Raw genomic sequence first — 20,360 nt, 5'->3', positions numbered from 1 at the left:
GTCGGCCCAGAGGCCGCCAAGACAAGCCAAACCCCACAAAGAAATGTTAGCGTGCTTGGTAATAAAGACAGCCGAGCCCAAGCCCAATGAAAAAAACAGTCCTGGCCTTCAGCCGCATCACCCCGCCCATGATCGAACGCCTCCAGCAAGAGTTCGACGTCATCGTCCCCAACCCGAAGAACGGTGACATCAACGCCCAATTCAACGAAGCCCTGCCCCACGCCCACGGCCTGATCGGCGTCGGCCGCAAACTCGGCAAAGCCCAACTCGAAACCGCCACAAAACTCGAAGTGGTCTCCAGCGTCTCCGTCGGCTACGACAACTACGACCTCGACTACTTCAATGAACGCGGGATCATGCTCACCAACACCCCGGACGTGCTCACCGAAAGCACCGCCGACCTCGCCTTCGCCCTGATCATGAGCAGCGCCCGCCGCGTCGCCGAACTCGATGCCTGGACCAAGGCCGGGCAGTGGCAAGCCAGCGTCGGCGCGCCATTGTTCGGCTGCGACGTCCACGGCAAGACCCTGGGCATCGTCGGCATGGGCAACATCGGCGCCGCCGTCGCCCGCCGTGGCCACTTCGGCTTCAACATGCCGATTATCTACAGCGGCAACAGCCGCAAGCCCGAACTGGAACAACAACTCGGCGCACACTTTCGCAGCCTCGACCAGTTGCTCGCCGAAGCCGATTTCGTCTGCCTGGTGGTGCCGCTCAGCGACAAGACCCGCCACCTGATCAGCCATCGCGAACTGGGCCTGATGAAGCCGGGCGCGATCCTGGTCAACATCTCCCGTGGCCCGGTGGTCGACGAGCCGGCGCTGATCGAAGCGCTGCAGAACAATCGCATCCGTGGCGCCGGTCTGGACGTCTACGAAAAAGAACCGCTGGCCGAGTCCCCGCTGTTCCAGTTGAAAAATGCTGTGACATTGCCGCACATCGGCTCGGCCACCGGAGAAACCCGCGAAGCCATGGCCAATCGCGCGCTGGCCAACCTGCGCAGCGCCTTGATGGGCGAGCGTCCACAGGATCTGGTAAACCCGCAGGTCTGGCGCGGTTAAACAAAATCGGGCAAGTGCCAAAAGACACTTGCCCGACACCTTATGCACGCACACATACTTTGCAATTCAACCCGACACCAAAACAATAGACCCCGCTATAAACTCTCCCGACATATCGAACCCTCGACAAATGTTATGGAGAACACACTTGAACGCTCTGACCATGGATAAAATTATCCGCTACAGCAAAGTCATACTGATGAGTTACTTCAGTTTTTTTGGCTTGCTGATGATGTTCAGCAATTTCACCGACTACGGTTCAAACTACGAATATGTCGCGCACGTCCTGAGCATGGACACGACCGAACACAACGCCAACCTGCGCTACCGCGCCATCACCTCGCCAATGCTGCACCACCGTATCTATTGGCTGATCATTACCCTGGAAGTCACTTTCAGCGCATTTTGCATGTTGGGTGTCTATCAATTACTCAAGAACATCAACAGCTCCAGCGAGGAATTCCATGAAGCCAAGAAGTTTTCGATCATTGGTCTTTTAATCGCTGTTTTCATCTACTACTTATGTTTTCAAGTTGTCGGTGTCGAATGGTTCGACATGGACACTTCAAACATCTGGAACGCCAAGGATTGGGCCCGACATATTGTCGACTTTATCTTGCCGCTGCTGATTTACATCGTGATAAAAGTCGAGCGCTGAACATCAGCGCCCGCACAGTGACAGGCTCAAGCCAACTTGCTCTGACGGGGCAATGCCACGGCACGGGGTTTGCGAAACACCAAGACGTTCCCAAGCATGACCAACACCAGGCCGACCAGCGCCGGAGCAGTCCACTGGTAGCCTTCGGCAAACGCCGAAACGTTCAGCGCCACCACCGGGAACAGCACCGTGCAATAGGCCGCGCGCTCCGGGCCCATGCGCCCGACCAGCGTCAGGTAGGCAGTGAAGCCAATCACTGAACCCGGGATCACCAGATACAACAGCGCGCCGACGTAACGTGGCGACCAGTCCATGTCGAACGCAATACCTTTGACCAGGCACCACACCGACAACATCGCCGCCCCGTAGGCCATGCCCCAGGCATTGGTGGTCAACGGTTTCAGACCGGCCTTCTGCTGCAGACTCGACAGCATGTTGCCCGCCGAGAAACACAGCGTGCCGCACAGGGCCAACGCCAGACCGAGCAAGGTCTGCGGACTGGCTTGATGGCCGGACAGTTCCGGCCAGAACAACATCCCCAGACCGAACAAACCGAGCGCGCCCCCCATCAGCACATTGCGCGCAATGCGCTGGCCGAAGAACACCCGCGCATTGAGCGCGTTCCACAAGGTGGCGGTGGAAAACACCACCGCCACCAGACCGCTGGGAATCCACTGGCTGGCCGTCAGAAAGCACATGAAGTTGACGCAGAACAGACACAAGCCCTGCGCCACGCAGATCAAATGACCGCGGCGATTCATCGGTTGCAGACGCCGACTGAGCAGCAACAGCACGAACAGCACCAGCGCGGCGAGGCCGAAGCGATAGACGATCGACACCGGAATCGCCACCACCCCCAATTGCCATTTCAGGGCAATCCAGGTGGTGCCCCAGATCAGCACAGTCAGCAGATACAGCGAAAGGTTCATGACGAGACTCCTGAGGACACCGGACACTCTGTGGCGAGCGAGCTTTCTCGCGCTTGAGTGCATAGCACTCACTGATGGGGCCGCTGTGCAGCCCGGCGGGAGCAAGCTCCCTCGCCACAGGGTTGTGTTGTATGGAGATTCAGGATGCGGCAGCAACGATCGGGGCGCTTGCAGATTCTTGCGCTTTTGTCGCCCGACAGGCTGGCAGCGCGAAGGCTACGGAGTAGGATGCAAGGCGTTGGAGAGAACCGCACATGGCCGCTATTGATACCCTGCAAGTCTTTCAAGCCCTCAACCGCTCGCCGAACGCACGCCTTGTGCACAGCGCCGAGCTCGGTGACGGCTTGTCTGCGGCTTTGTGGACCAACCATCATGATGCCCAGGAATACGAAGCGCCGAGCCACCACACGCTGTCCTGCTACATCGCCGGTGGCACCGGCACCTTTCGGCGCGGGCAGCCGGGGCACAAGGGCGGGCCGGACAAGTTGTGCATCCTGCCCGCCGATCACCAATCCGGCTGGGTGATCAACGGTGACATTCGCCTCGCTCACCTGTATTTCAGTGCTGAGCAATTTGCGTTGGGCTGCGTCACCTTGCTCGATCGCGAGCCGCGAGAAATGCAGTTGCGCGAGCAGACTTTTCTCGAAGATCCGCAACAGGCACAGCGCTTTCGGCAATTGCTCACGCTGAACTGGGACGAGCCGGCCGAACGTTTGCTGACCAGCAGCCTCGCTCACGAATTGATCAGCCACACCCTGCTCAGCCAGGTCGGCGCGCGCCAGGGTTTGCGCCTCAAGGGCGGACTGGCGCCCCACCAGCGCCGGCAGCTGGTGGAGTTCATCGACAGCCAATTGGCCGAACCGATCAGCCTAGGGCAACTCGCCGGTCTGTGTGCGTTGTCGGAATACCACTTTGCGCGGATGTTTCGCGTGAGCTTCGGCTTGCCGCCGCATCAGTACGTGCTGGCGCGACGCATGAGCCGGGCGCGGGAGTTGTTGCGCGCAACGGCATTGCCGCTGGGGGAGATTGCGCTGGCGTGCGGGTTTGCCAGTGCCAGCCATTTCACCAACCGGTTTCGGCAGATATTGGGTGGGACGCCTGGGGAATATCGGCAGGCGTTTTTGCGTTAGAGGCGAATGTTTTCGCTGTCTGTCAGGGCCTTATCGCTGGCAAGCCAGCTCCCACAATGTCTCCGGCCGTTCAAAACATTTGTGCTCGACCGTGAACCTGTGGGAGCTGGCTTGCCAGCGATGAACGATGACGCGGTCCCCGATCAGAACTCCAGCGTGCTCGACAACGAAATCTGCCGCGAATCACCCATCGACACAAAGAACCGGCTCGCCGCCGAGGTGTAGTACGTGCGGTCGAACAGGTTCTTCACGTTGAGCTGGAACTTGACCTTCTGCCCTTCGAGTCGGGTGTCGTAAGTGGCGAACGCATCGGCCACGGTGTAGCTCGGCAGGTCGAAATCATTCACCGCGTTGCCCGCGCGCTCACCAACATACCGCGCCCCGGCACCGACCCGCAGTTGGTCGCCACCGATCACGCTGCCGAAGTCATACACCGCTGACAATGAGCCGCTGTTTTTCGCCACGTTCTGCAGGCGATTGCCTTTGTAGTCCGGGTCTTCGGTGACCTCGGCATCGGTGTAGGCATAGGCGCCGATCAGGCTCCAGCGATCGGTCAACTGCCCGGTCAGGTCCAGTTCCAGACCTCGGGAACGCACTTCGCCAGCCGCGCTGTAAATGGTGGTCGGGCCTTCAGAATTGGAGACCAGCACGTTGCGCTTCTTGATGTCGAACAGTGCGATGTTGCCGGTGATTCGTCCTGGTATATCCAGCCGCGCCCCCAGCTCCCACGACTTGGCTTCTTCCGGCGCAATACTGCCGTCGAGCACGGTGCTGCTGCCGCTGAGCGGGGCGATGGTCGAGTTGGGTTTGAACGATTCGGTGTAGCTGCCGTAGAACGACAACTCGTCGGTGTAGCGATACACCAGACCGGCGCGCGGCACGAACTTCTGCCCGTTGCTGTCGGTGTTGGCCTTGAACGGCACCCCCTTGCCGGCGTACTGGTCGTACTCCTGAAAGCGTCCACCGGCGACTAGAATCCATTGGTCATTGAGGTGGATGGAGTCCTGCAGAAACACCGAATCGCTGCGCAGCAGATCGGTCTGCGCGCTGTCCGCCGGGCTGACCGTGGTGCCTTCGACTTCACGGCCATACACCGGATTGACGTAGCTGAAGGTGCTCAGGCTTTTCTGGCGGATCAGGTCGGCGCGGTAAATCTTGCGGTACTCGTCGTCGACGCCGAACACCAGATCATGTTGCATGCCCAGCAGGTTGACCTTGCCCTCAAGGCTGGCGGTGGTGAAGCGGTCGGTGCTGATCGCGCCTCGCGTGCCATCCATGCTGCGGGTCAGCGTGCCTTTTTTGGTGTCGATGGCGGTCACGCGGACCTGGCTGGCGTCGTAGGTTTCGCGGTTCCAGCTGTAACCGAAGTGGGCTTTCCAGTCGTCGTTGAGTTCGTGGTCGGCCTCGAAATGGTAGAGGTCCGAGCGGCCTTCCATGTCGTTGAACGGCTCGTCCAGACGCTCGTTTCGCGAGATGTCCAGCGGGTGGTTGGTGCGCGGATCGATCACCGTACCCCGGTCGAACGGCGTGAGGAACTCGCGATGCTCGTAGCCGAACGACAGCTGGGTGCGCTCGCCAAACCAGGCCAGCGAAGGCGCGATCAGCGTCTCGCGATGGGTGCCGTAGTTGCGCCAGTAATCCTCGTCTTCATGGTCCAGCACCAGCCGGTAGGCCAGCCCGGATTCACCCAGTGCCCCGGTGCTGTCGAAGGTGCCACCGCTGCCGTTCTTGCCGTCGCCGTAGCTCGAACCGCGCAGGGTCAGGGCGTTGTACTGGGTCAGTTCGGGTTTCTTGCTGACCAGGTTGACCACCCCGCCCGGGTCCTGAATGCCGTAGAGCAACGAGGCCGGGCCCTTGAGCACTTCGACCCGATCGACCGTCGCGTTCATGCCACGGCCCTGCACGATCGGCATGCCGTCGCGCATGATCGAGCCATTGCGGTTGTCGCCGAAGCCGCGGGTCATCACCGAGTCCTGAGTGCTGCCCAAGGTGTTGCCCTGGGTGATGCCGCTGACGTTGGCCAACGCATCGTCGAGATTGCGCGGGGTCTGATCGCGAATGACCTGGGCCGGAATTACGTTGACGGTCTGCGGAATCTCCTGCAGCGAAGCCGAAGAGCGCATCACCGAACTGGTCTGCGGCGGCTGGTAGCTCATCGACTCGTCGCGGGTCGAGGTGATGGTGGTGGCGCCGAGGTTGAGCGCACCAGCGGTGGGCTGCGGTTCCAGCGCCAGGGTGTGGCTGTCGGTGCGGCGGAAGGTCATGCCCGAACCACTGAGCAGGCGTTGCAGCGCTTGTTCGGCGCTCATCTGGCCGCTGACGGCCGGGGCGTTGATGCCGTACGGCGCCTCATCGGTGTAGACCACGCTCTGCCCGGTGACGCGGCTGAAGTCGCTCAGAGCCTGGGGCAGTGGTTTGGCGCTCAGGGAGAAACTGAACTGTTTCTGTGTCGGGCTGCTGACGGTTTCAGCGGCCAGCGCCACACTCAGCGGCAACAGCGCCAATGCGGAAAAACTCAATGCCGAAACGCCCAACCACTGTTTGACCGAACCCGATTTTGCCCTGGACTTCATTGCTCAATGACCTGTGTAGAACCGCAACGGATGCGAATGACTCGCAGTTTCAGTCACTACACGGATGGGGCTGTGGTTTACCTCACCACAAATTTGAAAATATTTTTCGGGACGTGCGTTTTCGGTGCCGACGCCTTCGCGAGCAGGCTCGTTCCCACAGGGAATGCATTCCAAAGGTGGGAGCGAGCCTGCTCGCGAAAGGGCCGCCCCCCTCAGCGCAAAAGAATCAGATGCCCCAACACCTGACGCTGCTCAAACCCCATCACCCCTTGCAGCGAACTCAATACAGCCAGCGGATCCTTGCTTGGAAAACTGCCGCTGACCTTGCGCGCAGCCAACTCATCGTTGAGCACAACAATCCGCCCTGGGTAATAGCGCCGCAAATCCTGCACCACATCGGCCAGCGACGCCTTGTAGTACGTCAGCCAGCCCTGCCGCCAGGCCAGTTGTGCTTCGCTGTCCACGGCGTGCAGTTTTTCTGCGCGGCCTTGTCCGTAAGCCACTTGCTGGCCAGCCGTCAGAATCTGCTGTTGCGCATTGCGATCCGCCGTCACGCCAACGCGCCCGGACAACACCGTGACCTGCGCGCCCTGCGGTTGCAGACGCACTTCGAACTGCGTACCGAGGACCCGCGCGTGGCCTTTCTCGGCCTCGACCACAAAGGGATCACCGGTGTGCGTCACATTGAAAAAACCCGCGCCACGCCGCAACTGCACATGCCGCTCACCTCGACTGAAATCCACGGCAATAGCGCTGTCAGCGTCCAGCGTGACTTGCGAATTATCGGCCAGGGTCACCGTGCGGATTTCCCCCGGTGCCGAAACGTAATCGGCGCCCAGATCATCGATCCAGCGCTGCGGCTGCCAGCCCGTGCCGAGGCTGAGCATCAGCAACAGACACGCGGCCATTGCCAGCGCGCCTGACCAGCGCAACAGCGGCGAGCGACGTGGACGCTCCATTGCATTGAGGTAGCCCTGCAACGCAAACGCGTCCTCATCGGCCAGGGTGCGCGCCGGACTTTCGCTCAACTCCCACACGACTTGCGCCTGGGCGTAGGCCTCGGCGTGGGCCGGGTCGGCGCGCAGCCACTGGCTGAAGGTCAGTTGATCGCCGGTGCTCGGGCGGTCGTGCAGCAGACTCAGCCAAGCGAGTGCGGCCTGTTCCTGAGCGGGCGTGGGGATGACGCGGTCGGTGGCTTTCACGGTGCTTTCCCTGGCAGGCGTGGCGCGGGTTCGCGCAGGCTGGCCTTGCAGGCCTCGAGGGCGCGCATCATATGTTTTTCCACGGCACTTTGAGACAGGCCCATCGCCTTGGCGATGTCTGCGTACTTGCGACCGTGAATGCGATTGAGCAAAAAAATCTGCCGGGTGCGCTCGGGCAAGGCGCGCAACGCTGCCTCGACATGGCGCAGATCATTGCCCGCTTCGAGCGCGGCCTGCGGTTCGCTGCCGTGGCTGTCCGGCGCATCCGGTTGCCAGCCCTCGTTGATCCGCCCCCGTGTGCCTTCGCTGCGCAAGTGATCGATGGCGATGTTGCCGGCGCAACGCAACAGGTAGGTGCTGAGTTCTTCGACCTGCACCAGCGGCCTGCGCCAGAACCGCAGGAACAGATCCTGCACCAGATCCGCCGCCGTGGCCCGGCAACCAACGCGTCGGTTGACCAGCGCTTCCATTTGCGAGCGCTGCGATAGGAACACCTGGAGAAAATGCGCACGCGCGCCGTGCGGCTCGTCGTCGCGGGATTCCGGAGGATGACCGATCAGCATCTCAGCACCGCGCCCAAGCAGCGACCGGACTGGCCAGCAGGCTCAACCCGGCCAGTGCGAGTGCCAGACGTGGGCGATACGGCAGCAACAACACCAACGCCAAGGCGCTGAGCATGAGGACCGCAAACCAGTCGACCAGACCGAAACTCCAGCCGTTCGCCCCGACAGCTGCCCAAAGCGACAGCCCGAGCAACAGCCACCCGGCGAGTTTCAGAACCCGTGCACGTCGGGCCGAGGGTTTGTTGCCGAGCAGCTCATCGTGGTGCCGTGGCACCGACAGACACAACGCGCTGAACCCGGCATAGCACAGCAACAACGCCAGCAACATCAGCTCACCTCCTGCTCAAGCGTGATCGGCCGCGGCTTTTCGCGGGGAGTTTTTTTCACGCTGACGGCGCTGCCGGCACGCTGCATTTTCCAGGCGGCCCAACCGAGGAACAGGCCTGCGCCCAGGCACGTCAGATCGAAACCCGCCAGCGTCCAGTCGCCTTGCGCCAGCGTTACGCCGAGACTCCATGGCGTGGCCAGATTGATCAGTGGCACCGCGATAAACAGCACGCCAGCCAGCCCCAGCTGTTCGACCCAGGCCGTTCGCCCCTTGCGCAGCAGCGCATGCACCACGCTCAAGGCCCAGGCGATAAAAAACCCATTCACTTCTTGATCGGCGCGCCCGGGCAGATCCGCCGGCAACAGGCGATTGGCCAAAAAGAACACCGCCACCGCCGCTGTCAGCCCGGCCATGCTGGCGATGTTCAGCACCTCCACCACGCGCAATTCGAACGGCATCACGCCGCTTTTGGCATGTTTGAGCTGGCGCTTGCCGAGCCAGATCACCAGCCCGGTGCCGATCATCGCGGTACTCGCCAGACCGCAGATGAAGTACAGCCAACGCAGGATCGGACCGGCGAAATGACCGATGTGCAAACCGTAGAAACCACTGGCGATCGTCATCGGCAGTGGCTTGTCGGGCGTGGCGCCGAGCATCTGCCCGGTGACGCCGTTGAAGGTCAGGTTGCTGGCGTACTCATAGGCGATCCGGTCGGAACTCGCGCGCGACATCTGCACCGTGGCATTGGCGTCGCCGGGGTTGATGACGCTGACCCGCGCCGTATGCCCCCCCGCCCACTGCTCGCTTGCCCGTACCAAAAAGGGTGCCAGCGGTGGCAGCAAACTCGCTTGAGCGGCACGTTGCGGGGTTGGCGTTTCGGGAAACAACTCTTGGTAAAACGCCTCGCGATCAGTGCCGTAGGACGCCAGAATGCTGGCCGGCATGACCATCGCCATGAAAATCACCAGGCTGCTGTAAGTGATCATCAGATGAAACGGCAGTACCAGCACGCCGACCGCGTTATGCCCGTCGAGCCATGAACGCTGGCCTTTGCGCGGGCGAAAGGTGAAGAAGTCCTTGAAGATTTTCTTGTGGGTGATGATGCCGGTGATCAGCGCAATGAACATTACCATCGCGGCCGTCGTCGCCAGCCAGCGGCCCCACGGATAAGGCATTTGCAGCTGGAAATGGAAGCGGTAGAAGAACTCGCCGCCCCGGCTGTCCCGGGCGTGTATTTCTGCACCGGTCTGCGCATCGAGTGTTTTTTGCGTGAAGCTTCCACGCTTGCCGGCTTCGGCCGGTGTGTCTTGCCAACGCACAGTCAACGCAGGATCACGGGCATTCGGCAAATCAATCAACCAACGCGAAGCAGCCGGCGCGTGCTGCTGCAGATAGCCTTGCGCCAGGCTCAAGCTGTTCGCTGAATCGATGGCGTGCACGGGAATTTCCGGCTGCATCCAGTGGCTGATTTCAGCCTTGAAATAGGCCAGCGTTCCGGTCAGGAAAATCGCAAACAGCAGCCAGCCGAACACCAGCCCCGTCCACGTGTGCAGCCAGGCCATCGACTGACGAAAGCCCTCTTTCATGCGTAACCCAAGCCCCGCGCGGCACCCGACACCGTCGCCAGAATCACGCTGGGCACCAGCAAACCGACCCACGCCGACCACGCCGTGCGACAGGCGAAACACCAGAGCACCGCGACCAGATAAACCAGAAAGGAAATGGTCATGCCGGTCACCACCGCTTCTGCACGACTTAACGGTAGCCACAGCGTCAGGGCGACACTGGCCAGCGCCGCAACCAGATAGCCGCCGAACACCGCCGCCAGCACCCGCGAGGTGATGGCCAGACGATAGGACATGGGAAATGAGGCGAGTTTGCCTTTCATGTTTCGACCCTGAAACGAAAAAACGTCCAGCCGATAAAGCCGAACCAACAGGCGAGCAATATTAATGATAAATATTCTCATACGCAAAAGCATCTGATTGCCGGGCAGCGCTGCACACCCCTACAATGCGAACAGTTCTTGTTCTCTAACGCATCGATCATGCGCCCGGAGTAATACCCTTGTCGTCCGCCCATCCCGTCGAATCGCTCTACCACGACCACCACAGCTGGCTCACCGGCTGGTTGCGGCGCAGACTCGGCTGCCCGGACAGCGCCGCGGATCTGGCCCAGGACACCTTCATTCGCGTGCTCAGCGCCCGCGAACCTGCAGCGATCATCGAACCGCGCGCCTTTCTCACCACCCTCGCCAAACGCGTGCTGTTCAATCATTACCGTCGCCAGGACCTGGAACGCGCCTATCTCGAGACCCTGGCGCAGATGCCGGAAATGGTTGCGCCATCGGAAGAAGACAAAGCGATCATCCTGCAAACCCTGATCGAGCTGGACCAGTTGCTTGATGGCTTGCCGCGCTTGGTCAAACGCGCCTTTTTGCTGGCGCAGGTCGATGGCCTGACTTATCCGCAAATCGCCGCCGAGCTGGGCATCTCCGTAGCTACGGTCAAGCGTCATTTGCAAAAAGCCGCCCTGCGCTGCTATTTCGCTTTATGAACCGCGCTCCGGATTTCTCTGCGCAAGTGGCCGAACAGGCCGTGCACTGGCTGATGGAAATGCAGCAAGTGTCCCTCACCCCGCGCCAGCAACAAGCCTGGCAGCAATGGCTCGACGCTCACAGCGAACACCGTCGCGCGTGGGAGCACATGCAGCGGGTCAACCAGCGCTTGCGCGGTGTATCTTCGCCATTGGCCCATGCCGCGTTGGCCGGGCCGAAGTCTTCCAGCCGTCGTCAGGCGCTCAAATTGCTGCTGCTTCTCGGTGCCGGTTCCGCCGTCACCTGGGGCATGCGCGAGCACAATCCGCTGCCGACGCTGCTCGCCGATTACCGCAGCCCGTTGGGTCAGCGTCGCAAGGTGGCGCTGGGCACGGGCAGCCAGTTGCAGCTCAATACCGCCAGTGCAGCGGACGTGGACAGCACGCAACGACTGATTCGTCTGCTGGAGGGCGAGATCCTCCTGAGCACCACGCAAGCGTTCGAAGTGCGTACGGCACAAGGCACTCTGCACACCCGGGCGGCACGCCTCAACGTGCGGCAGTTCGCCGATCGCACGCAGGTGGCAGTGTTTGAGGGTCAAGTGGAGTTGAATGCCCAAGGGCGTGCGCCGATGTTATTGCCCATCGCCCGTCAGCTGAGCTTCAGCGCCACCTCGATCAGCGAAGCCAGGCCACTGGATGCCAACAGTGGCGCCTGGGCCGACGGCATGCTGATCGCCGCGCACATGCGCCTGGGCGACTTCCTTGAAGAGCTCGCACGCTACCGGCGCGGCCAGTTGCATTGCGATGCAAAAGTGGCCGATCTGCTGATCTCCGGGACTTATCCACTGGACGACAGCGAGCGGATTCTGGATCTGCTGCAAGTCAGTCTGCCGGTGAACGTGCGGCGGTTTACCCGCTATTGGGTGAGCGTCGAAGCGCGGGTTTAAAACAAAACTGTGGCGAGGGAGCTTGCTCCCGCTGGCCTGCGCAGCAGGGCCTCAATACAGGGGCCGCTTCGCGCCCCAACGGGAGCAAGCTCCCTCGCCACAAAAATCAGTCATTCAAAAAATATTCGTAAACCATGAGCCGTTTTTCAGATCTGGCGTGACAGAGAAGGAAAGCCCCCTTGATTCAACCTTCTCAGGATCAACCTTCATGCACCCCACCCGCCTCACGCCACTGGCCCGCAGCCTGCGCAATCTCGTACTGGGCGCCAGCCTGAGCTTCAGCGCTCTGCCAGCCATGGCCGCCGAAACCAAGGTTTACCACATCGCCCCGGCGTCGCTGGAAAACGCCCTCAACCAGTTTGGTCGTGAGGCCGGCGTGCTGATTTCCTTCGGCTCGCAAGTCACCAGCGGTGTGCAAAGCCGTGGCCTGGAGGGCAGCTACACCGCCGAGCAAGGTCTCGATGCGCTGCTTGAAGGCACCGGCCTGCAAGCCCGCGCCGAAGGTAACAACGCGTTCAGCCTGCAACCGGTCGGCGACACCGCGCTGGAGCTGGACGCCTCGAAAGTCGTCGGTGACTGGCTCGGTGACGCGGCGCAGGTCAACGTGTTCGAGCATCCGGGCGCCCGCGACGTGATCCGCCGTGAAGACTTCGAACGTCAAGGCGCGACCCAGGCGCGCGATGTACTCAACCGCATCCCCGGGGTCAACGCGCCGGAAAACAACGGCACCGGCAGCCACGACATGGCGCTGAACTTTGGCATTCGCGGTCTTAACCCGCGCCTGGCTGCACGTTCGACAGTGCTGATGGACGGCATTCCCGTGCCGTTCGCCCCTTATGGCCAGCCACAGTTGTCGTTTGCGCCGATCAGCATGGGCAACATGGACGCGGTGGATGTGGTGCGTGGCGGCGGCGCGGTACGGTACGGCCCGCAAAACGTCGGCGGTGTGGTCAACTTCGTCACCCGTGCCATCCCCGATGAGCCGACGGTCAAGGGTGGGTTCCAGACAGAAACCAGTCCGTCGTCGAGCCATGACGGCTTCAAGACCAGCGCCAACCTGCTGGCCGGCGCCACCAATGCCAACGGTCTGGGCGGCGCGTTGCTGTACTCCGGCACTCGCGGTGGCGACTGGCGTGAACACAGCGACAGCGAGATCGACGACCTGATTCTCAAGAGCAAATACCAGCTCGATGAGGCCAACAGCTTCAACGCCATGGCCCAGTATTACGAAGGCAAGGCCGACATGCCCGGCGGCCTGAGCGTCGCCGATTACGATGCCGATCCGTACCAGTCGACGCGCCTGAAAGACCAGTTCTGGGGTCGCCGGACGATGTTCAACTTTGGCTATCGCTATCAGGAAGATCGCCGCGAATTCACCGCCAACACGTTCTTCACCAAGACTTTGCGCAGCGGCTATCTGGATCAGGGCAGCTTCCTTTCGCTGTCGCCACGCGAGTATTGGGTGCGCGGTTTCGAAACCCGTTTCGCCCAAGGCTTCGACCTCGGCCCGACCAGCCACGAAGTCGGCGTCGGTTATCGCTACATCAACGAGGCCGGCCACGAGTTGCGCTATCGCACGCCGATCAGCAGCAACCAATACCCGACCACCAACAGCCGCAACGACCGCGACACCCGAGGTGGCACTGAAGCCAATGCGTTCTTCGTCGACGATCGCATCGACATCGGCAAATGGACCATCACCCCGGGCGTACGCTACGAGATGATCGAGTCGCAGCAGACCAACAACCTGACCAACGTCAAATATCAAGGCGACTACAACACCGCGCTGCCGGCACTGAACGTGCTGTATCACCTGACCGACAGCTGGAATCTGTACGCCAACACCGAAGGCTCGTTCGGCAGCGTGCAGTACAGCCAGATGCCTAACCGCGTGAGCAACGGCGAAGTGAAACCGGAGAAGGCTCGCACCTGGGAACTCGGTACCCGTTACGACAACGGTGCATTGCGCGCGGAGATCGGTGCATTTCTGATCAACTTCGACAACCAGTACGAAAGCAACCAGACCAATGATTCAGTGATCGCCCGTGGCGAGACCCGTCATCAGGGCATCGAGACCAGCGTCAATTACGCACTGGATGACTTGGACCCGGCACTGGCCGGTTTCGATGTATACGCCACTTATGCCTATGTCGACGCGACCATCCGCGAAGACGGGCCGAACAAGGGCAACCGCGTGCCGTTCTCCTCGAAACACAAAGGCACGATTGGCGTCGGTTACACCGAAGGGCCGTGGAAGCTCAACTTTGACAGCAGCTTCCAGAGCGACCAGTTCGCCGACAACGCCAACACCTCCAAGGAAAGTGCTGACGGCAGCACCGGCAAAATCCCCGGCTACATGCTGTTCAGCAGCCGCGCCGGTTACGACTTCGGCCCGCAACTGGCGGATCTGAACGTGGCAGTGGGGGTGAAGAACATCTTTAACACGGAGTACTTCACCCGCTCGTTTGACGACAACAACAACAAGGGCAAGTACGTCGGTGAGCCGCGCACGGTGTATGTACAAACGTCTGTAGCTTTCTAAAAAAACTGTGGCGAAGGAGCTTGCTCCCGCTCGGCTGCGAAGCAGCCGTAAATCCTGCTAATGCAGTCTGGCTGTTGAACGCCTTTGCAGGTTTTGGGGCCGCTTCGCAGCCCAGCGGGAGCAAGCTCCCTCGCCACACTGCTCAGCAACACAAACAAAAACGGGCCTGCTTGCGCAGGCCCGTTCTCATGGGGTGGCTTGAAAAATCAGCGCATCAACTGTTGATCGCTGCCTGTTCGTTCTCGAGAAACTCTTCTTCCAGCAGTGCGTCATTCGCCTTGCTGAATGGCACGATGGCAGCGCGCGGTTTACCCCGCAGTTTGCCAAACAGGTGCTCCAGCGCATGTTCCAGTTTTTCGGCTGCACCGTCGATCGCCTGTTCCAGCGAATCGGCTTTATGGGTGACGGAAATCGGTTGATGGCCTTTTGGCCGCGCTTCCAGTTGGCAGCGCAAGTCATGGGGACCTGGTTTGTCGCCGTTCTCGTCGCTCAGGTGGACTTCGACACGGGTCAGGTCTTCTTCATAACGGTCGAGCGTGCTCTCAATGGTTGTACGTACCCACTCCTCCAGTCGTTTACTGCTTTGAATATGGTTATCGCTGTTGACTTGGATTTGCATAGTTCATCCCTTATTTCAGCTAGCTCGCGAGAGGCCTTGAATTGAATTTCCTGACCTCTTGGTTACAACAATCGGCCCGACTGACGAACATTTCAACCCCTGAAAAAAGATAAATATTCATTCGCAAAAAAAGCCGGACAACCGAGCAAGTCACTGGTAAGGTCGGGAGTTGGGTCGCCTCGCAACCCTGCAAAATCTGCTCACAATTACCCGTCATTCAGCGGGTGCAAACTGCGGAAAATCCCCGCCTCCTCCACCAGCCAGTCATGCACCGCGCGCACGCCCGGATGGCTCAACGCCCCCGGCGCATAGAGCAATACATAGCGCTTGTGGTTAGGCACCGACAGCCCGAACGGCACGATCAACGTCCCGCGCTCCAACTCATCGTTGAGCAACGTGCGCCGTGCAATCGCCACGCCCATACCGGCGATCGCCGCTTCGATGGTCAGGTGATTGCGATTGAACGTGTGCCCACGCCGTACGTCGGCGCCTTCAAAGCCAATCGCATTCAGATAGAACTCCCACTCCGCGTATTCATAACTGCCGCGCCAGGCGGTGATGTCGTGCAACAACGGGAAATGCACCAGATCCGCCGGCCCATGCAGCGGCGGGCGCCCGCGCAGCAAACTCGGCGCGCACACCGGGAAAATCTGCTCGTCGAGCAAGGTTGTGGATAACAGTCCCGGATAACTGCCGTCGTTCAGGTCAATCGCCAGATCGAAATCGCCCTCGTGCAACGGCACGCTGCTGTCCTCGGCCACCAGCCGTAACTGGATGTCCGGATAGCGCTGTTGCAGGCGCGGCAAACGCGGGGTCAGCCATTTGCTCAGGAACGACGGAATCGAACGCACCCGCAAAATTCCGCTGATCATCCCCGCATCCAGACGACGCAATTCAGCATCAATGCTGCCGTAGGCCTCATTGACGGTGATGGCCAGCCGCTGGCCTTCCGCACTCAACTCGACCCCCCGCGCCCGGCGATGGAACAGGCGAAAACCAAGACGCTCTTCCAACTGACGAATCTGCTGGCTGACCGCCCCCGGAGTGATGTGCAGCTCTTCCGCACAACGGGTGAACGACAGGTGCCGCGCGGCACAGGAAAACACCTGCAGCCAGACGTAGGTCTGGGCATGCAATTGACGACTCATCGTTTAGTCCTGCTAAAGGCTTTCTTAGGAAGTTTCGTTGGTCACGTAGGACCGAGGTGGGCAGTATCGCCGACATTGCGCTTGTCCTACAAAAAATGGCAGCGATTCCTACTCCATTGCTTGTAAGGGTTTAGCATGGCTATCAGTGTTTTCGATCTATTCAAAGTCGGCATCGGTCCGTCCAGTTCCCACACCGTCGGCCCGATGCGCGCCGCCGCGACCTTCGCTCAGGCGTTGATCGAGCAACGCCTGCTCAACGATGTGCGTCGGGTGGAAATCCGTTTGTACGGCTCGCTGTCGGCCACCGGCGTCGGCCACGCCACCGACCGCGCCACGGTCATGGGCCTGATGGGCGAATGGCCGGATAGCATTGATCCGGCAACGATCGACCCACGCATCCAGCAACTGCGCGAAAGTGGCCTGTTGCTGCTGGCCGGGCACAGAGAAATTTCCTTCAACTGGCAGCACGATCTCCTGCTGCTGGACGAAAGCCTGCCCTACCACCCCAACGCCATGTCGCTGACGGCCTTCGGCGAAAGCGCCGAGCTGTTCACGCAGACGTACTACTCGATTGGCGGCGGATTCATCGTCGAAGCGGCGCAAGCCGAATCCGGTGTGGCGCCGGCCGGTGACGTGGTGCTGCCGTACGATTTTTCCAGCGCCGCCGAACTGCTCAGCCTGTGCAAGCAGCACAACTTGCGCGTGTCGGAACTGATGATGGCCAACGAACGGGCCTGGCGCAGCGACGCTGAAATCCGTAACGGTTTGCTGCACATCTGGTCAGTGATGCGCGAGTGCGTCGAACAGGGTCTGCGCCACGAAGGCATCCTGCCCGGTGGTCTGAACGTACCGCGCCGCGCGGCGAAATTGCACCGTAGCCTGCAGGAAATCGGCAAGCCGAACGTGATCAGTTCGACGCTGTCGGCGATGGAGTGGGTCAACCTGTTCGCCCTCGCCGTTAACGAAGAGAACGCTGCCGGCGGGCGCATGGTGACCGCGCCGACCAATGGCGCGGCCGGGATCATTCCGGCCGTTCTGCACTACTACATGAAATTCAATCCGGACGCGTCTGACGATGACGTGGTCGCGTTCTTCATGGGCGCCGCCGCTGTCGGCATTCTGTGTAAGAAAAATGCCTCGATCTCCGGCGCTGAAGTCGGCTGTCAGGGCGAGGTCGGTTCGGCCTGCGCGATGGCCGCGGCGGGCCTCGCTGAAGTGCTCGGCGCAACCCCGGAGCAACTGGAAAACGCCGCCGAAATCGGCCTGGAACACAACCTCGGCCTGACCTGCGACCCGGTCGGCGGCCTGGTACAGGTGCCGTGCATCGAGCGCAATGCCATCGCCGCCGTGAAGGCGATCAATGCCACACAAATGGCCCTGCGCGGCGACGGCAAACACTTCATTTCCCTCGACCGGGTGATCCGCACCATGCGCGACACCGGCGCCGACATGCACGACAAATACAAAGAGACTTCACGGGGCGGCCTGGCCGTGAGCTGGGTGGAGTGCTGACGCGCATTCCCTGACCGCCCCGGCAGGCCGCAACTTGCGGCCTGCCAACCGTGAGCCCGAGCAAAAATAATAACGAGGCAAAAACGATGACCGATGTACGTACACCTGCTGCCGAAAATCCCGCTGTAGATCGCACACGCAACACCGAAACTGCTCACAAGGGCTGGAGCAAATCCGACACCACCTGGATGCTCGGTCTGTACGGCACCGCGATTGGTGCCGGCACATTGTTCCTGCCGATCAATGCCGGCGTTGGCGGTTTCTGGCCGTTGCTGATTCTGGCGCTGCTGGCCTTCCCGATGACCTTCTTCGCTCACCGAGGCCTGACCCGCTTCGTGCTGTCCGGGCGTTCCGGCGACATCACCGAAGTCGTCGAAGAACACTTCGGTATCGGCGCCGGCAAGCTGATTACCCTGCTGTATTTCTTTGCGATTTTTCCGATCCTGCTGGTGTACAGCGTGGCGCTGACCAACACCCTGAGCAGTTTTCTCGAACACCAGTTGCACATCGCCCCGCCACCACGGGCAATCCTGTCGCTGGTGCTGATCCTCGGCCTGATGGCGATCGTGCGCTGCGGGCAGAACGTGATCGTCAAAGCCATGAGCGTGCTGGTCTATCCGTTCGTCGCCGCGCTGCTGTTGCTCGGCCTGAGCCTGATCCCCAACTGGAACGGCGCGTTCTTCGCCAGCGCCAAGGAAGCGATGCCGCTGTCGACGTTCCTCAAGACCCTGTGGCTGGCGATCCCGGTGATGGTGTTCTCGTTCAACCACTCGCCGATCATCTCCGCCTTCGCGGTTGACCAGAAGCAGCGCTACGGCGCCGAGGCCGAACGCAAGAGCAGCGGCATCCTCGCCATGGCCCACGGCATGATGGTGGTGACGGTGATGTTCTTCTGTTTCAGTTGCGTGCTGGCGCTGTCGCCAGCGGATCTTGCAGCAGCGAAGGCGCAGAACATATCGATCCTGTCGTACCTGGCCAACCACTTCCAGACCCCGGTCATCGCCTACGCCGCGCCGCTGATTGCGTTGGTGGCGATCACCAAATCCTTCCTCGGCCACTACATCGGCGCCAGCGAAGGCTTTCAGGGCATGATCGTCAAGAGTTTGCGGGGCCGTGGCAAAGTGATCTCGGCGAGCTGGCTGAACCGTGCGACCGCGCTGTTCATGATCCTCAGCTGCTGGGCCGTGGCCACCTTCAACCCGAGCATTCTGGGCATGATCGAAACCCTCGGCGGGCCGGTGATTGCCTGCCTGTTGTTCCTGATGCCGATGTACGCCATCCGCCGAGTGCCAGCCTTGCGCCAGTACTCGGGACAGGCCTCCAACGTGTTCGTGGTGCTGATCGGCCTGATTGCACTGTCGGCGATCATCTACTCGGTTCTGCCCTGAAACGGGCCATAAATGACGAAGGCGAGCCATGGGCTCGCCTTTTTTACGCCGTATCCATTGTCCAACAATTTTCCCGGCACAGCCCTTGCAATTCCTATGTAGGAGCTGCCGCAGGCTGCGATCTTTTGATCTTTGTGACCGAAATCAAAACACTGAAGATCAAAAGATCGCAGCCTGCGGCAGCTTCTACATAAAGCAACAACACAGGCCACGGAATGGCCGATGGTCCGGTATGGCGAACCAACCCGATCACGGCCGGTCAACAACTGCACGTTCAATCAGGCGGTGACGCATCATGGACAACCCTTTTCAGATCATTACCGATGCCTTCGCGCCGGACTATCAGATCAACCTGAGCATTCAGGGGCTGGACGGCAGCATCATGCTGACCCTGTCCAACAGCGGCCGGATCGTCGCCAAACGGATGATCAGCGCCGAACAGCGCAACGACCCGGCACGGCTTAAGCGGCTGGTGCAAAGCATTCAATTCGGCATTGCCATCGAACAGGGCCACAGTGCCATGGCGATCCTCGAAGCGATGACCAGCGGCGACGGGCTGCCCCCGCCACCGCAGCAGAACAACGGCCAGCCTCGGCCGTCGATGGGACTTTAAAGCTCGCCCTTCTCGATCTCGGGGTGTTCACCGGAACCGGCGCCGAGTTTGCGTTGCGGTTTTTCGATCTTCACCGACGGGAATTGCGACGAGGCGTAGCGCACCACCAGAATCGAGAACGCCAGCAGCAGAATGCCGCCGCACAGGTAGATGATGCCCATGTCCGGCGGGTTGTGGTGCGAGACGTTGGAGATCAGCAGGCGGGTCAGCGCAGTGATCGCCACGTAGATCAGGAAGCGCACTGGCATGTGGTTGGTCTTGAAGTAAATCCCGACCATTGCGCCCAGTTCCAGATAGATGAACAGCAACAGAATGTCATCGATCTTGATGTGTCCTTCTTCGAGCATGCCGAGAAATTCCATCACCGCGGCCCACGCGGTCACCGCACCGATGGCGAACAGCGCCAGGTAGTGGAAGGTTTCGACAAACAGGTTGCCCAGAGACTCGGCCAGTTGATGCACGTTTTGCCGCAATTTCTCGGCCCAGTTGATTTTCACGATGATGTTCCTTAGCCCGATGCGAGCGGATGATGCCGGTTGGACGTGACGGTTTTCCGTATGCGCTGTGCGCCATGCAGAAACGAGGCCACGCATCATGGCGAGACGGCAT

General features: G+C 60.7%; 19 protein-coding genes. 9 read left to right on the top strand and 10 right to left on the bottom strand.

What is annotated here, in order from left to right; translation table 11 throughout:
- Nucleotides 1-86: 86 nt before the first annotated feature.
- The gene (locus B1722_RS18545) at nucleotides 87-1,061 is read left to right on the top strand and encodes a D-glycerate dehydrogenase (protein WP_086793842.1); all 975 of its coding nucleotides are present in this window, start codon (nucleotides 87-89) and stop codon (nucleotides 1,059-1,061) included.
- A 148-nt stretch (nucleotides 1,062-1,209) separates the two neighbouring features.
- Nucleotides 1,210-1,719 carry a DUF2165 family protein gene (locus tag B1722_RS18540; protein ID WP_086793840.1) on the top strand — a complete coding sequence of 170 codons (510 nt, stop codon included), beginning with the start codon at nucleotides 1,210-1,212 and terminating at the stop codon, nucleotides 1,717-1,719.
- A 26-nt stretch (nucleotides 1,720-1,745) separates the two neighbouring features.
- Here B1722_RS18540 and B1722_RS18535 read toward each other — a convergent pair whose 3' ends face one another.
- Entirely contained in the window at nucleotides 1,746-2,648 is a 903-nt protein-coding gene (locus B1722_RS18535) for a DMT family transporter (RefSeq protein WP_086793838.1), read from the bottom strand.
- Between the two features lie 254 nt (nucleotides 2,649-2,902).
- Here B1722_RS18535 and B1722_RS18530 point away from each other — a divergent pair, with 254 nt between their 5' ends.
- A complete protein-coding gene (locus B1722_RS18530) occupies nucleotides 2,903-3,778 on the top strand; it encodes an AraC family transcriptional regulator (protein WP_086793836.1) in 876 nt (291 codons plus the stop codon).
- Between the two features lie 143 nt (nucleotides 3,779-3,921).
- Here the strand turns inward: B1722_RS18530 and B1722_RS18525 are convergent, their stop codons facing one another.
- The 6 genes from B1722_RS18525 to B1722_RS18500 form a co-directional block, all read right to left on the bottom strand.
- A complete protein-coding gene (locus B1722_RS18525; RefSeq protein WP_041073985.1) occupies nucleotides 3,922-6,351 on the bottom strand; it encodes a TonB-dependent receptor in 2,430 nt (809 codons plus the stop codon).
- A 212-nt stretch (nucleotides 6,352-6,563) separates the two neighbouring features.
- The gene (locus tag B1722_RS18520; RefSeq protein ID WP_086793834.1) at nucleotides 6,564-7,553 is read right to left on the bottom strand and encodes a FecR family protein; all 990 of its coding nucleotides are present in this window, start codon (nucleotides 7,551-7,553) and stop codon (nucleotides 6,564-6,566) included.
- A complete protein-coding gene (locus B1722_RS18515; RefSeq protein ID WP_086793832.1) occupies nucleotides 7,550-8,116 on the bottom strand; it encodes an RNA polymerase sigma factor in 567 nt (188 codons plus the stop codon). Before B1722_RS18515 ends, B1722_RS18520 begins: the two co-directional genes overlap by 4 nt.
- 1 nt (nucleotide 8,117) lies before the next feature.
- Nucleotides 8,118-8,444, bottom strand: coding sequence for a DUF3325 domain-containing protein (locus B1722_RS18510; RefSeq protein WP_041073982.1), 327 nt, complete (start codon nucleotides 8,442-8,444; stop codon nucleotides 8,118-8,120).
- Nucleotides 8,444-10,030: a PepSY domain-containing protein gene (locus B1722_RS18505; protein ID WP_086793829.1), complete on the bottom strand. Its 1,587-nt coding sequence runs from the start codon at nucleotides 10,028-10,030 to the stop codon at nucleotides 8,444-8,446. The genes B1722_RS18510 and B1722_RS18505 overlap by 1 nt, the downstream gene beginning before the upstream one ends.
- Nucleotides 10,027-10,332 (bottom strand): DUF3649 domain-containing protein, encoded by a 306-nt coding sequence (locus B1722_RS18500; RefSeq protein ID WP_086793827.1) that lies wholly within the window; start codon nucleotides 10,330-10,332, stop codon nucleotides 10,027-10,029. Before B1722_RS18500 ends, B1722_RS18505 begins: the two co-directional genes overlap by 4 nt.
- Nucleotides 10,333-10,511: 179 nt before the next feature.
- On the opposite strand from B1722_RS18500, the gene B1722_RS18495 reads away from it, so the two are divergent.
- From B1722_RS18495 to fecA, 3 genes are all read left to right on the top strand, one after another.
- Nucleotides 10,512-11,000 (top strand): sigma-70 family RNA polymerase sigma factor, encoded by a 489-nt coding sequence (locus tag B1722_RS18495; protein WP_086793825.1) that lies wholly within the window; start codon nucleotides 10,512-10,514, stop codon nucleotides 10,998-11,000.
- Complete coding sequence (locus tag B1722_RS18490; protein WP_086793823.1) at nucleotides 10,997-11,929, top strand: FecR domain-containing protein; 933 nt, start codon at nucleotides 10,997-10,999, stop codon at nucleotides 11,927-11,929. Before B1722_RS18495 ends, B1722_RS18490 begins: the two co-directional genes overlap by 4 nt.
- Before the next feature lie 208 nt (nucleotides 11,930-12,137).
- The gene (fecA, locus tag B1722_RS18485) at nucleotides 12,138-14,471 is read left to right on the top strand and encodes a TonB-dependent Fe(3+) dicitrate receptor FecA (protein WP_086793821.1); all 2,334 of its coding nucleotides are present in this window, start codon (nucleotides 12,138-12,140) and stop codon (nucleotides 14,469-14,471) included.
- Nucleotides 14,472-14,685: 214 nt separating this feature from the next.
- Here the strand turns inward: fecA and B1722_RS18480 are convergent, their stop codons facing one another.
- Together B1722_RS18480 and B1722_RS18475 are read right to left on the bottom strand one after the other, a co-directional pair.
- Nucleotides 14,686-15,090, bottom strand: a complete 405-nt coding sequence (locus B1722_RS18480) for an HPF/RaiA family ribosome-associated protein (RefSeq protein WP_007968091.1) — start codon at nucleotides 15,088-15,090, stop codon at nucleotides 14,686-14,688.
- A 206-nt stretch (nucleotides 15,091-15,296) separates the two neighbouring features.
- Complete coding sequence (locus B1722_RS18475; protein WP_041073976.1) at nucleotides 15,297-16,238, bottom strand: LysR substrate-binding domain-containing protein; 942 nt, start codon at nucleotides 16,236-16,238, stop codon at nucleotides 15,297-15,299.
- Nucleotides 16,239-16,373: 135 nt separating this feature from the next.
- Between B1722_RS18475 and B1722_RS18470 the strand changes: the two genes are divergently transcribed.
- The 3 genes from B1722_RS18470 (at nucleotide 16,374) to B1722_RS18460 (ending at nucleotide 19,751) form a co-directional block, all read left to right on the top strand.
- Nucleotides 16,374-17,750, top strand: coding sequence for an L-serine ammonia-lyase (locus B1722_RS18470; protein WP_086793819.1), 1,377 nt, complete (start codon nucleotides 16,374-16,376; stop codon nucleotides 17,748-17,750).
- Between the two features lie 86 nt (nucleotides 17,751-17,836).
- Entirely contained in the window at nucleotides 17,837-19,138 is a 1,302-nt protein-coding gene (locus B1722_RS18465; RefSeq protein ID WP_086793817.1) for an HAAAP family serine/threonine permease, read from the top strand.
- 295 nt (nucleotides 19,139-19,433) lie between these two features.
- Nucleotides 19,434-19,751: a DUF3509 domain-containing protein gene (locus tag B1722_RS18460; protein WP_041073973.1), complete on the top strand. Its 318-nt coding sequence runs from the start codon at nucleotides 19,434-19,436 to the stop codon at nucleotides 19,749-19,751.
- Here the strand turns inward: B1722_RS18460 and B1722_RS18455 are convergent.
- Nucleotides 19,748-20,248 carry a phosphate-starvation-inducible protein PsiE gene (locus B1722_RS18455; RefSeq protein ID WP_003221775.1) on the bottom strand — a complete coding sequence of 167 codons (501 nt, stop codon included), beginning with the start codon at nucleotides 20,246-20,248 and terminating at the stop codon, nucleotides 19,748-19,750. The genes B1722_RS18460 and B1722_RS18455 overlap by 4 nt on opposite strands.
- Nucleotides 20,249-20,360 lie beyond the last annotated feature (112 nt).

The sequence above is a fragment of the Pseudomonas sp. SCPG-7 genome (assembly GCF_002156405.1).
Taxonomy (GTDB): Bacteria; Pseudomonadota; Gammaproteobacteria; order Pseudomonadales; family Pseudomonadaceae; genus Aquipseudomonas; species Aquipseudomonas parakoreensis.
The sequence above is the reverse complement of the archived record's forward strand: the minus strand, read 5'-3'. Positions and strand labels throughout refer to the sequence as shown.

Coding starts and splice junctions, on each gene's coding strand:
- B1722_RS18545 (WP_086793842.1), top strand. CDS start 87: ATGAAAAAAACAGTCCTGGCCTTCAGCCGCATCACCCCGCCCATGATC.
- B1722_RS18535 (WP_086793838.1), bottom strand. CDS start 2,648: ATGAACCTTTCGCTGTATCTGCTGACTGTGCTGATCTGGGGCACCACC.
- B1722_RS18530 (WP_086793836.1), top strand. CDS start 2,903: ATGGCCGCTATTGATACCCTGCAAGTCTTTCAAGCCCTCAACCGCTCG.
- B1722_RS18525 (WP_041073985.1), bottom strand. CDS start 6,351: ATGAAGTCCAGGGCAAAATCGGGTTCGGTCAAACAGTGGTTGGGCGTT.
- B1722_RS18515 (WP_086793832.1), bottom strand. CDS start 8,116: ATGCTGATCGGTCATCCTCCGGAATCCCGCGACGACGAGCCGCACGGC.
- B1722_RS18510 (WP_041073982.1), bottom strand. CDS start 8,444: ATGTTGCTGGCGTTGTTGCTGTGCTATGCCGGGTTCAGCGCGTTGTGT.
- B1722_RS18505 (WP_086793829.1), bottom strand. CDS start 10,030: ATGAAAGAGGGCTTTCGTCAGTCGATGGCCTGGCTGCACACGTGGACG.
- B1722_RS18500 (WP_086793827.1), bottom strand. CDS start 10,332: ATGAAAGGCAAACTCGCCTCATTTCCCATGTCCTATCGTCTGGCCATC.
- B1722_RS18490 (WP_086793823.1), top strand. CDS start 10,997: ATGAACCGCGCTCCGGATTTCTCTGCGCAAGTGGCCGAACAGGCCGTG.
- fecA (WP_086793821.1), top strand. CDS start 12,138: ATGCACCCCACCCGCCTCACGCCACTGGCCCGCAGCCTGCGCAATCTC.
- B1722_RS18480 (WP_007968091.1), bottom strand. CDS start 15,090: ATGCAAATCCAAGTCAACAGCGATAACCATATTCAAAGCAGTAAACGA.
- B1722_RS18475 (WP_041073976.1), bottom strand. CDS start 16,238: ATGAGTCGTCAATTGCATGCCCAGACCTACGTCTGGCTGCAGGTGTTT.
- B1722_RS18470 (WP_086793819.1), top strand. CDS start 16,374: ATGGCTATCAGTGTTTTCGATCTATTCAAAGTCGGCATCGGTCCGTCC.
- B1722_RS18465 (WP_086793817.1), top strand. CDS start 17,837: ATGACCGATGTACGTACACCTGCTGCCGAAAATCCCGCTGTAGATCGC.
- B1722_RS18460 (WP_041073973.1), top strand. CDS start 19,434: ATGGACAACCCTTTTCAGATCATTACCGATGCCTTCGCGCCGGACTAT.